The following is a 12,561-nucleotide window of genomic DNA, read 5'->3' on the forward strand; positions in this document are numbered from 1 at the left end:
GTAAAAACCATGAAAAAGTATTGATATATTTTTTAAATTTTTACTTGATTTCTATTATCCAATTTTCTTTTAGAAACTTTATGTCTATGATAGGCATCTACTTTATAAGCAATGACCTGCTCCATCCCATCTGCACCAATTAAATGATTAAGTACGATATCTGCATAGACATCTATACCAAATAGATGAAACATCTTTATACACCAGAGGTATTCTTTCTTCGTGCCATATTTGGTACGGATTGTGTTTTTACTATTGAATTCTCCTAAGTCATAATGATCATAGACACCATAGCCCGTATCATTGACGCCATTTGCTCCTTTATAAGCAGGAGGGAGCCAGATAGCGGTAATACCTGCTTTTTTAAGTTTATAAGCATTGACTCTGAGTATTTTCCACAAATGCGGACTTGAGGGAAGATACCACTCAAAGCCCTGCATCATTACACCTTTCTTCATATCATCACCCCTTGTACTATTATAGCATGTTTGTGCACAAAGGAAATTAAGGGAATGTATCACAAATGTATGGACAATAATAACCAATTACATTTATGATGAAGTTGTATAAAAATATAAAAGAACTATAATAATAGGAAGGGAGTGAGTCTTATGAAGAAGAAATATGAAGCATTGGCTATAAGCTTCTTAGTAGTGAATATGATATATAGTCATGGTGTTGTGCATTTACAGCCTTCTATTGGGGATGAGATAATCGGAATGCTGTATAATTTATTTCATTTATTTGAGTATAATACGATTAATGTACCTTTTGGGTTAAGTGCTTTTTGTTTTCTTATTGGAATGGCTGGTTCTTTTGTGATGGCTATATGCGGTGTGCATTCACATAATTCTATTTCTATACTACAAGGAATATTAAGTTTAATACAGGGATTACTTGGTGCGATTGTCATGATTGTTTTTCTTCATGATCGCCATTTGATAGATAAAGAATTAGTTGGAACTTTAGGAACACTCACTACAATCACAATACTTGTTGTATTATGTAATGCGATATTAAGTGTTCTTGTAGAGATAGATGTAAGAAATCATATAAACATTTTTGATCGTGCTTTATTGAAACCTTTAATGAGTAATTTGTCACTTTCTGTATTATTCCTTTCAATGACACTTGTTGCCTATGCGATGATGTATTTATTGCCAGTGAGAAGTATCTGTCAGCTGTTTGGATTGAATTTGGTACTATTAACAGGAGTATTAGGATGTTTTTCTATAGGTATGAGTGCATTACTCAGAAAGGTTAATACGACTTATATGATTTGTGGTAGTCTTATGGTTCTTGTATGTTTATTTAGTTTTATGAGATTTCATATAATTGCCTGCTTATTATCTGTGATAAGTTTAATAATGTGTATAAAGAATAAGCCTGTGAAGTTATAGAGGAGTTGATCTCCTCTTTTATTTTCATTAAAAAACTTCAAGACAATCATGCCTTGAAGTCATCTTTAAGACTTTAATGCTAATCGATATGAAATTTCATCCAGCAATACATAAACAGGGATAGGATATCGTAAGTAATGGCTGTATGACTTCAATTAATAATGCGGTAATTTTGTATTTCATATAAATATATCCTCCCTTGTTTATGAATTGCCTATATATTAACACACTTTTATGAGTGTGTCACTCAATGTTATAAAAAAAATAGAGAAGCAGAATGCTTCTCTATTCGTCGTCTTCACTTGTAATGAATTCATCATAGATGGCTTTAATAGCTGGTTTGAAATAACAGTTTCTTACCCCTACGATGATATTCAATTCTGATGAACCCTGGTCAATCATCTTAACGTTGATGTTTTCTTTCGCAAGTGCTTTAAATACTCTTGCTGAAGTACCACGGCTGTCCTTCATACCACGTCCTACGACCGCAATTAAGGCTAAATCAGATTCTAAGACAATATAGTCAGGCTGTACAGCACGATGTAATCCTGCAAGGATGGCCTGTTCTTTTTCAATGAAGTCATCGCTGTTCACAATGATAGTCATTGTATCGATACCTGAAGGCATATGTTCAAATGAAAGACCATGTTCTTCAAATACCTGTAGTACTTTACGACCAAAACCGATTTCACTGTTCATCATGTCTTTTTCAATCATGACAGTCGCAAAACCTGTTTTACCTGCAATACCTGTAATAACGTGATCTGGTTTATGACAAGTACTTTCTACAATGAGAGTACCTGCATCTTCTGGACTGTTGGTATTCTTGATTAAGATAGGAATACCTTCATTTCTTACTGGGAAGATGGAATTCTGATGTAGAACACTTGCACCCATATAAGATAATTCTCTTAATTCTTTATAAGTGATTGTCGCAATTGGTTTAGGATCCTTGACAATACGTGGATCCGCAATAAGGAATCCTGATACATCTGTCCAGTTCTCATAAAGATCTGCACAGGCACATTTCGCAACGATACTACCAGTAACATCACTACCACCTCTAGAGAAGGCTTTAATGCGTCCTGATTCATCATTTAATTGACCATAGAATCCTGGAACGACTGCATAGTCATGTTCAGATAAAGCTTTTGTGAGAGCTGCATCTGTTTTCTTTTCATCATATCTACCATGCTTATCGATATAAATAACATCTGCCGCATCAATAAAGTCAAAGCCTAAATAATTAGCTAACACTTTACCATTTAAATATTCACCACGTGAAATTGTATAATCAAAACTGTTCTGTTTTTTGATTTCTTCTTTAATTTCTTTAAAGTCTTCTTCCAAAGAAATATCAAGACCTAGTTCAGTAATGATTTCATTGTAACGTTCTTTGATTCTGTCATAGATTTCTTCAAAATCATCTTTGTTGTGATGTGAATAGGCAAGAATCAATAAATCTGTTACCTTTGTATCTTCTTTATTTCTTTTCCCAGGGGCACTGGGAACCACATAATGACGATCAGTATCTTCTAGAACGATGTCATGTACTTTTTTAAATTGAGTTGCGCTGGCTAACGATGAGCCACCAAATTTAACCACTTTCATATCTTTATTCTACCTCACACTTTTGTATAAAGATTACATGAATTGGCTAAATTAATCAACATATTTTTTGCTTAATTCGAATATTTTTTCAAAATAACTTCAATTTTCTTATAAGAAATGAATGTTATAATTGAAATAACACCATATTTAAAGAGATTGAATGGAACAAGTGATGCAATAACCATAGTTGTCATATCTTTTACTAATGGATTGATCTTAGAGAACATACCGATGATGGCTTCTGTAGACATACCAAATAGTTTAGCATACATTGGGAACATCACTAATAAGTTTGATGCAATCGCAAATAAGCTTGTTGCAACTGTTGCAAGTGCCATGCCTATTACAGCACCCTTCTTAGTACGATGCTTTCTATAATACAAGCAGGCTACTCCCATATAACATACGCTTAGTAAGAAGTTAGATGCCTCTCCTACAAACATAGTTGTTGTTGGTTTAAAGAGAAGGTTTAAGACAATCTTTAAGAATGCGATTAATACACCAGTAAGTGGGCCGAATACAAATCCACCAATTAATACTGGAAAATCTGAGAAATCAAATTTAATAAACATTGGTACGAATGGAACATTGAAGTCCAATACCATTAAGATTGCAGCTAATGCACCAAGTAGAGCTGCCATTACTAATTTTTTAGTTTTCATTTTTGCCTCTTTCTATGGCGAAAAAAAATCTCCTATATATATCTTATAGGAGATTGAAAAAGTCATTTCATAAAAACGCCATCTTTTTCCATCCGGACTATACCGTCGGTACTGGAATTACACCAGTTCATGCTTTACGCTCGCGGACTATCACCGCCGATCAGGAATTTCACCTGCCCCAAAGATACAATAACTATTATAGAAGTGTTATATGAGGTTGTCAACATGTACAAAAGTTCTTTAAAAACGATAACATATTCGATATAATGAAGAGGAATTAAAAAAGGTGGGTACAATATGTCAGATAAACAAAATAGCACGCTTGAAGAAGAAAGAGAACCTCTTTCTAAGAGTTGGATTTTTGCAGGTATTGTTCTTTTTCCACTGATTCCTTTTGTGCTGATATATTTTAATAAACATATAAAGAAGAAAATGAAGATAATATTAGGTATTGTTTATTTTGTTTTCTTGTTTGGTGTTTATCAATATGCATGTGTAGCACAGGGACCAGTATTAAGCAGTGTGGTTATTCCTGATCAGTATGTAACTGTGAAGCAGGGAGAAACATACCAGATTCATTACAAGACTGATCCTCAGAAAGTAAAAGTAGAATATACACATTATTCATCTCAGTATGCAAATGTGGCTAGTGTTGATCAGAAAGGTTTAGTGACTACTATTACTCCTGGTACAACACGTATTACTTTAACTGCAGGGGATAATCATCATACTTATAAAAAGAAGTATCTTACAATCCATGTGATTGAATAGAGCGTGTTTACGCTCTTTTTTTGTTAGGAGGAAGGATTATGAGAAATAAAGATGTTTATATTATTACATGTTCCAAATGCGGTAAAGAGAATAGATATGAGGATTATAGCTGTGTAGGACTAGATCAAAGAGAACGTATTATTGATGATTCTATTATGTCTTATACATGTCCACATTGCGGAGAGACAACTTTTTTAAAGCATCCCTTGACTTATATCGATCCTGTACATCACTTTATTGTACAGTATGGACAGGATAAGGATCAGTTTATTCATGGTGTGGAACAGTTACGGATGACTCCTCTCTATAAAGATTATATATTCCGTTATACAGATTCCTGGCTGAATTTCAAAGAGAAGATCATGATTCTAGAGAATAGAGATGATCGTTTAATAGAGTTGTATAAGATTGCTTTAAAGAAAGAGTTAAATGAAGATATTCCTTCTTTTTTCTTATTTAATAAGGAAGAAGAGAAAGAACTCATGATTGCGTTAAATCCTAATGGGACACGTGCTTATATCTTTAATAGGAACTGGTATGATTTAAAGGAACAGGATCCTGTAATGAAGAAGATATTGAAGTATGATACAAGTCTAATAGTAGATAAAGAGTGGGCAGAGCGTCTTTATGATTATCGTTTAAAGGTATCTTTATGTGAGGTACAGACAAAAATACAAGTAAGGACATATTTAATTCCTTCTTATGATCATATAGATGTTGGTGATTATGTTTATGTAGAAGAAAATGGAGAAAGAGTGTTAGGACAGGTCATGACTAAGAATTATAAGTCCATCTTTGATATACCTGATCATCTTCATTTTATTGAAAAGACATTGCCTTTAGAAACAGAATATGATCAATCTTTAAAAGAAGAATATAAAGAATTATTTCCTGTTAAGAATGAAAGAAAAGAAGCTTTCTTAGAACTTCTAGATAATATACGTTTCTATTATTATTTAAAAGAAAAAGATAGGAATGCTTCTAATTATGTCATAGATATTGATGGGTTCCGTTTGATTCCTCTTTATATAGATAGAGAAGAAGCCATCAATAAGAAACCTATGAATACTTATATATTAAGTGATCTATTAACAGATGTATTAAAGATGACATTTGAAAAGATTGATGGTTATATGATTTATGATGAGAAAGAACCTTATATATTAGATTCTCATCTTATTGATGTATTCTTATCCTATACAGCACATAAAAAGACCCAGATCAATTAAGTCTGGGCTTTTTTAAATGAGTTCTACCTGATGGTCTTTAAATACTTTTACAAGAGAGTGGTCTAATTCTTTTTCACATATATAGCCTGTGAAGTCATCAAGTGAGGCATAGGCATAGTTTCCATCTTGATTGAGTTTAGCACTTTCTCCTACCATATAGGCTTTCTTACTTGCATTGATGGCTGTCTTTTTAGTGATACCATCGTTTGTTTCATAGGTTGTAATGACATTATGTTCTAAATCAATACCAACAACACCAATAAATGAAATATCAAAACGATATTTTCTAATCAAGTGATTTGTAAGTGCGCCTACAAATCCATCTTTTACCTGATTGAAGTCTCCTCCTAAAAAGATGAGTCTCACTGCACTATTTTGTCTATAGAGCTGCATAATATCAATCATATTTGTCACAATAGTGAGTGCGATGTTCTTTTCAAATATGAGTTTTGCGATTTCTAAATTGATTGTAGATATATCTAGGAAAATTACATAGCCCTTTTCTAGTTCATTAATAGCTTTAGAAGCAATGATTTTCTTTTCTTCACTATAAAGTTCGACACGTTCTGATACATTGGTATGATGCAAATTAACACGTACATTGACTGCACCGCCATGTACTCTTTTAAGTTTCCCTGCCTTTTCTAAGAGTGTGAGATCTTTACGGATACAATCTTCTGTCACACCAAAGGATGAAGCCAGTTCTTTCACAAAGACCTGTCCATCAATATTCAGTTTTGTAATAATTTGTTGATGACGTTTTTTCTGTGACATCTTATACTCCCTTAAAATGATTTTTTCCAGTCACCTGACTCAAAGTAATCTTATAAACATGGCATGTGTCTATATAATCCTTATTATAAGGATATGTTTCATAACCACAATGCGTTAGAATAGATTCCATCGCTTCATCATATAATTCATGAGGAACTGGCTCGATAATTCCTTTTCCAATAATAGATGAATAAGAATTAGAGACTGTCTTATCTAGTTTATAAAAATATTCATATAATGTTTCTGCCTGTACACCAACATGAGGATTTTCTTTAATAAGATGAGTCATCTTTCCTTCTCTTGGTGTATAGATATAAAGTACTATTTTATCTTGATCCTCTCCTATTCCAAAGTTCATTGGAACAATATAAGGATAGTCATCATCTTGAAATGCGATATGCAATGTATCAAAATGATGAAGCATCTCCCTTAACTGATTTAAATCTTCTACTGTTTCTGCCATTTCTCTCTCCCCTTTTGTATCTATTTTAACACATTAGATGAAAGAAAAACTGTAAGCGGTTAAAAAAATTCCAAAATAATAGAAGAAAATATTCAAAATCCCTAATATTTGGTACTTATTTCTCTTATAGAAGGCAAGAAGTACATCTGATAAGAGATAGAGAATAAAGCCTAATGACATCATCTTGAAGTTAAGTGTATTCATAGTTATGGCTGCAAGAATACTTTTAGTTGTCAGCCAGATGAGCGCAAATATATAGCTGGTGATTTCTGTTTTATAGTCTATATCTTTAGAATAAGTCACTACTTCCAATAAGATCATAGATACTACTGGCGCAATAAGTTCTATATAGGTGAATGGCTGATAATGATAATAGAAGAATAGACAAGCAATATCACCTATAAGAAATGCATTAAGTCCATACTTAAATAGATTTTTCTTACATAGGAGTAGATCTCCTATCATGAATGCGAGTAATCCTGGCAAGATAAGAAGAAATAGTTTTGTCTGATGGGATAAATAGGCAGTGAGAATAAAGCCAAATGAACAAAGTCCTTTTGTATAGATATGATAACATGTACGCCATGTACAAGCCATAATAAGAAATAATAAAATGTATAGTAATATCATATATAACTTCCTTTCTGAAATAGTCTACCATAAATCAAAGATGTGTGCTATAGTGGTGCACAAAGGGGGATAAGACAAATGATCAAATTAATTGCGACAGATATGGATGGAACATTCCTCGATAATGAGAAGCAGTTTGATAAGTCTTTTATTGATTTATTTTTTGAGATGAAGGAAGAGGGTGTACTGTTTGTGGCGGCAAGTGGTAACCAGTATGCACGACTTTATCAGAAGTTTCTGCCTATGAGTGAAGATATGTATTTTATTGCAGATGGAGGCAGTTATATTGCGAAGGGGCCAAATACTTTAGAAGTATTTGATATGGACCGTAAGAAAGCTTTTCTTGCGATAGAGAGAGTCAAACAACATTATCCTGATCTTAAGATTGTGGTAGCAGGAGAAAAGTATGCTTACGCAAGAAGAAAGGATCATCTGACTAAAGAATTAACAACTTATTATTGTTCTAATAAGTTAATTGATGATTTTGATGAAATCGATGAACCTATTACTAAGATTGCATTATTAGATCCTGAAGGAGATATCAAAAATAATGCAGGAGATATTACACGTATTTTACCTAAGGGATTACAGATTATTACATCGGGTAATGAATGGATGGATATTCAAAGAGAAGGTGTCAACAAAGGTCTTGGAATGCGTTATATTCAGGAACATGAGCATATTTCCAGAGATGAATGTCTTGCTTTTGGTGACCAGATGAATGATTATGCTTTATTAGAATCTGTAAAATATGGTTTTGCGATGGAGAATGCAGTAGATGAAATCAAGAAGCTGGCATATGGTATCACTGATTCTAATGAAGATCAGGGATGTTTAAAGATTATTAAGAAAGCTCTAAGAAAAAATAAAGAGCAGGCTAGTCACCTGCTTTAAAATAGAAATCACAATGATCTTGGATATCAAAGGAAGAAAAATACTTTTCTTCTAATGGTATCCATTTATTTATGAACATGTTAAGGGCTTCTTTTCCATTTCTTTCTTCTATACGTTTATGTTGTAATGATTCATCTATATCTAAGAATATAGTCATATCATAATCATCAATAAGCTCAGGATGGCATGAATAAGAACCTTCAATAATGTTGATAGGTTTATAAGGATATACAGTTCCTTCACTTATAGACATAGAGGAACATTCTATTGGACGATAAAGAACGTCCTGTTGATTTTTCAAAGGATCTAATACTTCCTTTTTAAAACGTTCTCTATCTACATTACCGCCTGGCTCATTATAGCGCACATATGTACGTTGATATTCCTGAAGATAGAAATCATCCATATGAAATATATGACAATCAAAATATGCTTTTAATTTATTTGCAAGAGTTGTTTTCCCACTTCCACATCTTCCATCTATTGCGATAGTGACATATCCTTTCTGTTTATATATTTCATTAATTACTTCTAATACATCTTGCTCCTTATAAGGAAGATATTTTAAGCCTTCTTCTAAGTAATGGGCCTGTAAGAGTTCTACTTTGATATCTTTTGTAGAGACTTCTTGAAGTGTTCTGTCCCCTTCTTCTGCTTTTCTTAGAATGGTTATATGAGGATAAAAGGGTTTTTCATCAAAAGAAATATCATGCTTCTTCAATGTCTTTCTTAGTGTATTCACATAAGCATCTAATTCAGGATTTTCTTTGACTCCTACCCAGTATATCTTCCTGAAATGACCAATACGGTTAATAGTAATGGTTATTTCAGGAAAAGGAATAGATTGTATAATCTTCATAATTTCATCCTGTCTATTTGTTTCACCAAAGAAGGCTAAAGTCATATGAAGATTATCAGGATCATAATACTTGCCTTTAATACCTTCCTCCTTTAAAGAATCTATAATATGAACCAGTTCTTCTTTAAAAGAAGAATTAAATGTAAGTGCGATAAATTGTCTCATAAAATTCATCCTTTCTATGATATAATGAATAAGCTATGTGCATGTAGCTCAAATGGATAGAGCATCAGACTCCGGCTCTGAAGACTGCAGGTTCAAATCCTGTCATGCACGTCAACAAAGAAAAAAAGGCAGCAGAAGCTGCCTTTTATTATACACTTTGTCTGATTCTTTCTATATGTATCGCAAGATAGCCTATTTCTTCATCTGATATCTTTTCAAGAATCAGCTTTTCTATATAATCCGCTACACGACATGCCACTGCATAGCTTTCTGGAAACTTTTCTTTTGTATAGTCAGTCATAGAAACCTGCACATCTTCTTTACGATCTAATCGGACCATTAAGAACTTGATGTGATTTACTAAACGAATATATGCAATTGAGTCTTCATCAATCACTATATTAAAAGTTTCTTCTACATAAGTGACTGTCTGATGAATAATGCTGGCAACCTGTAATGAACGTGCAGGTGGCTGAGAACTCAAAGCCGCATGAATATGAAGAGAAATATAACCAATTTCATCATCAGTGATTTCATACCCTAATCTTCTCTTAATGATTTTTCTTGCTTTTGTAGCTACTTTATATTCATCTGCAAACAATAATCGAATATCACTTGTAAGAGGGTTTGAAATCACCATATCATTCTTAATACGATCAATAGAGAATGCGATATGGTCTGCAAGAGGTAAAAGAATCTTAGTATCTATATCACCAAATTCTTTTTCTGCATAACGGATAATTTCATTGGCTATTTCTAAGAAGATAGGATCAACCCCCTGTAAGACATTCTTACCAGTATTCTTCTCTAAACTATAGCATTTAATATTCTTTCCAGGATTCTCAATTACATCTCCTGCTTTTCTTTTGAAGCCTATTCCTTTCCCTAGTAATATAACTTCTTTATTGAGTTCATCTTTTGCGACAATTCCGTTATTGTTTAGCGTTCCAATGACTTCATAACGCTGTTTTTTCACTTTATTCTCCTTCATGTAATATCTGTTTTATTTCTGATACGATAATGACAACATGTGGTCCATAAGTAATTTGTATACCTTCTCCACGCATATATATACCTGCAGCACCTGTTGCCTTTAAGGTTTCCTCATCAACTAGTGTCGGATTCTTTAAAGTCGCACGCAGACGTGTTGTACATGTATCAACATCTAATATATTAGGAATACCTCCTAATGCTTCTACAATAGAATGAGACACAGAACTGTCCACGTCAAGACTTTTCTTTCTAGAATAGTCTTTTTTTCTAGAATAGTCTTTTTTTGTATGCAGTTGTGTATCTTCTCCTCTACCTACTGTTTTAAAATCATAACGTTTAATCACAAACTTAAAGATTGAATAATAAAGCAAGAAATAAATAAAACCTATTATTGGGACAAAGACCCAGTTTGTTTTACTATTACCTTGTAATATACCAAACAAGAAGAAATCAATCGCTCCTGCACTAAAAGTGACACCTATCGCTATATTTAAAGCATGAGCCACTGCATATGCGCTTCCTGCTAGAAGTGCATGAATCAAAAAGAGTGGCGGTGCCTGAAATAAGAATGTGAATTCAATTGGTTCAGTAATACCTGTTAATATAGAAGTCAATGAAGCAGAAAATAATAAACCTCCTGTTTTTTTACGCTGGCTAGGTCTTGCACAATGATACATTGCAAGGGCTGCACCGGGAAGGCCAAATATCATAAAGATATATTCTCCTGAGAAGAAGCGAGTGGCTTCTACATTGAAATGAGTCACATGGGGTGAAGCAAGCTGCGCAAAGAAGATATTCTGAGCCCCCTGGATCAGTTGTCCATCCACTACCATACTACCACCAAGTCCTGTCTGCCAGAATGGAAGATAGAACACATGATGTAATCCAAAAGGAATCAACATACGCTTTACAAAGCCAAATACGAATGTACCTGCATAACTGCTATCTCTTATAAATACACCTAAGTGATAGATAGCCTCCTGAATAGGTGGCCAAATATAAAAGAATAGGATTCCTACAAAAACAAATGTCACACAACAGATAACTGGAACAAAACGTGTGCCTGCAAAGAATGATAAGTAATCGGGAAGTCGTGTCATATAGAACCTATTATGAAGATAAGCAACACCAAGTCCTACTACTATACCACCGAAGACACCTATATCTAAAGACTGGATTCCACAGATTGAATTAATCGTTCCTATTCTTACGAAATCAGCAATCTGCCCATTTACAATATAACCATTAATAATTAATAAAGCATTAATAGAGGCATGCATAATAAGAAAGGCAACTAATGCAGAAAAGGCCGCAGTGGCTTTTTCATGTTTAGCCATGCCCATAGCTATGCCCACCGCAAATAGAACAGGAAGATTATCAAAGACAATATTTCCAGCATTGCACATAATAGTAAGCAGTGCATTGAGTGGCGTTCCTTTTCCAAGCATGAATTGAAGATGGTAGGCCTGAATCATTGTCTCATTTGTGAGTGACTGACCTATACCCATCAATAGACCAGCAATAGGTAAAACAGCAATAGGAATCATAAAGCTCTTTCCTACACGTTGCAGTTTACTAAATAGCTTATCAAACATGATTCTTCCTCCTTCTTCGTCTTTAATCTATTCTATCATTATATAGGATGAAAATCTAATGCTTTTATAAGCGGGACTTTGACAGTTGCAGAGCCTCTGATTTTAAAAAACGTTGATTACAACGTTATTTTTTTGTCAAATTTTCTGTTTTAAATAGTTGTATGGTGTTGTATAATATGATATAATTGTCATAGGAGCTGATTTCTATGAAACTTTACTATGACAGACGTTCTAAAAACCCTACATATTTCATCCAGCAGGGAATAAGGAACGGCAAAAAGACCACGACTAGAAATATAAAGAAAATCGGCAGGCATAATGATCTGCTCAGAATCACTGATGATCCTCTCGAATATGCAAAACAGGAGGTTGCAAAATACAATGAGGAATATAAAGCCGGAAAAGTATCACTTGATGTAAATATTGATTTTTCCAAGAAGCTTGCCTCTTCAGATGATCATGTTGCACATTCAAGGAATCTCAATATCGGCTATTTCTTTATCCAGTCCATCTAT

The 12,561-nt window shown here is 33.5% G+C and carries 13 protein-coding genes, 1 tRNA gene, 1 pseudogene and 1 riboswitch; of the genes and pseudogenes, 6 read left to right on the forward strand and 9 right to left on the reverse strand.

Going from position 1 to position 12,561, the window contains the following annotated elements; genetic code table 11:
• Window positions 1-32 precede the first annotated feature (32 nt).
• Entirely contained in the window at window positions 33-458 is a 426-nt protein-coding gene (locus tag ACFOZZ_RS04580; RefSeq protein ID WP_376814820.1) for an alpha-amylase family glycosyl hydrolase, read from the reverse strand.
• Window positions 459-611: 153 nt separating this feature from the next.
• On the opposite strand from ACFOZZ_RS04580, the gene ACFOZZ_RS04585 reads away from it, so the two are divergent.
• Window positions 612-1,400, forward strand: a complete 789-nt coding sequence (locus ACFOZZ_RS04585; protein WP_055232725.1) for a hypothetical protein — start codon at window positions 612-614, stop codon at window positions 1,398-1,400.
• Between the two features lie 285 nt (window positions 1,401-1,685).
• Here ACFOZZ_RS04585 and ACFOZZ_RS04590 read toward each other — a convergent pair whose 3' ends face one another.
• A complete protein-coding gene (locus ACFOZZ_RS04590; protein WP_055232728.1) occupies window positions 1,686-3,011 on the reverse strand; it encodes an aspartate kinase in 1,326 nt (441 codons plus the stop codon).
• A 71-nt stretch (window positions 3,012-3,082) separates the two neighbouring features.
• Complete coding sequence (locus ACFOZZ_RS04595; RefSeq protein ID WP_215657866.1) at window positions 3,083-3,673, reverse strand: ECF transporter S component; 591 nt, start codon at window positions 3,671-3,673, stop codon at window positions 3,083-3,085.
• 76 nt (window positions 3,674-3,749) lie between these two features.
• A riboswitch (FMN riboswitch) is annotated at window positions 3,750-3,863 on the reverse strand.
• 107 nt (window positions 3,864-3,970) lie between these two features.
• On the opposite strand from ACFOZZ_RS04595, the gene ACFOZZ_RS04600 reads away from it, so the two are divergent.
• Both ACFOZZ_RS04600 and ACFOZZ_RS04605 read left to right on the forward strand, forming a co-directional pair.
• A complete protein-coding gene (locus tag ACFOZZ_RS04600) occupies window positions 3,971-4,444 on the forward strand; it encodes an Ig-like domain-containing protein (protein WP_055232732.1) in 474 nt (157 codons plus the stop codon).
• A gap of 38 nt (window positions 4,445-4,482) precedes the next feature.
• A complete protein-coding gene (locus tag ACFOZZ_RS04605) occupies window positions 4,483-5,673 on the forward strand; it encodes a CpXC domain-containing protein (RefSeq protein ID WP_286696827.1) in 1,191 nt (396 codons plus the stop codon).
• A gap of 12 nt (window positions 5,674-5,685) precedes the next feature.
• Here ACFOZZ_RS04605 and ACFOZZ_RS04610 read toward each other — a convergent pair whose 3' ends face one another.
• From ACFOZZ_RS04610 to ACFOZZ_RS04620, 3 genes are read right to left on the reverse strand one after another with little or no spacing between them, the layout of a single operon-like run.
• Window positions 5,686-6,447 carry a DeoR/GlpR family DNA-binding transcription regulator gene (locus ACFOZZ_RS04610; protein ID WP_055232737.1) on the reverse strand — a complete coding sequence of 254 codons (762 nt, stop codon included), beginning with the start codon at window positions 6,445-6,447 and terminating at the stop codon, window positions 5,686-5,688.
• A gap of 1 nt (window position 6,448) precedes the next feature.
• Window positions 6,449-6,910: a pyridoxamine 5'-phosphate oxidase family protein gene (locus tag ACFOZZ_RS04615; RefSeq protein ID WP_278860611.1), complete on the reverse strand. Its 462-nt coding sequence runs from the start codon at window positions 6,908-6,910 to the stop codon at window positions 6,449-6,451.
• A gap of 33 nt (window positions 6,911-6,943) precedes the next feature.
• On the reverse strand, window positions 6,944-7,540 hold the full coding sequence (locus ACFOZZ_RS04620; RefSeq protein ID WP_376814821.1) for a lysoplasmalogenase family protein: 597 nt from the start codon (window positions 7,538-7,540) through the stop codon (window positions 6,944-6,946).
• Window positions 7,541-7,618: 78 nt separating this feature from the next.
• Here ACFOZZ_RS04620 and ACFOZZ_RS04625 point away from each other — a divergent pair, with 78 nt between their 5' ends.
• A complete protein-coding gene (locus tag ACFOZZ_RS04625; protein ID WP_278860613.1) occupies window positions 7,619-8,434 on the forward strand; it encodes a Cof-type HAD-IIB family hydrolase in 816 nt (271 codons plus the stop codon).
• Here the strand turns inward: ACFOZZ_RS04625 and thpR are convergent.
• Window positions 8,418-9,458: an RNA 2',3'-cyclic phosphodiesterase gene (gene thpR / locus ACFOZZ_RS04630; RefSeq protein ID WP_376814822.1), complete on the reverse strand. Its 1,041-nt coding sequence runs from the start codon at window positions 9,456-9,458 to the stop codon at window positions 8,418-8,420. The genes ACFOZZ_RS04625 and thpR overlap by 17 nt on opposite strands.
• Before the next feature lie 37 nt (window positions 9,459-9,495).
• On the opposite strand from thpR, the gene ACFOZZ_RS04635 reads away from it, so the two are divergent.
• Window positions 9,496-9,569, forward strand: a tRNA-Arg gene (locus tag ACFOZZ_RS04635).
• Window positions 9,570-9,606: 37 nt separating this feature from the next.
• On the opposite strand, the gene ACFOZZ_RS04640 is transcribed toward ACFOZZ_RS04635, so the two are convergent.
• Window positions 9,607-10,434 carry a PRD domain-containing protein gene (locus ACFOZZ_RS04640; RefSeq protein ID WP_187114782.1) on the reverse strand — a complete coding sequence of 276 codons (828 nt, stop codon included), beginning with the start codon at window positions 10,432-10,434 and terminating at the stop codon, window positions 9,607-9,609.
• A gap of 1 nt (window position 10,435) precedes the next feature.
• Window positions 10,436-12,046 (reverse strand): PTS transporter subunit EIIC, encoded by a 1,611-nt coding sequence (locus ACFOZZ_RS04645; protein ID WP_329967258.1) that lies wholly within the window; start codon window positions 12,044-12,046, stop codon window positions 10,436-10,438.
• 206 nt (window positions 12,047-12,252) lie between these two features.
• On the opposite strand from ACFOZZ_RS04645, the pseudogene ACFOZZ_RS04650 reads away from it, so the two are divergent.
• A pseudogene (locus tag ACFOZZ_RS04650) lies at window positions 12,253-12,561 on the forward strand (transposase); the annotation flags it as partial.

This window comes from Catenibacterium sp. GCM10023432, assembly GCF_042651925.1.
Lineage (GTDB): Bacteria > Bacillota_I > Bacilli_A > Erysipelotrichales > Coprobacillaceae > Catenibacterium > Catenibacterium mitsuoka.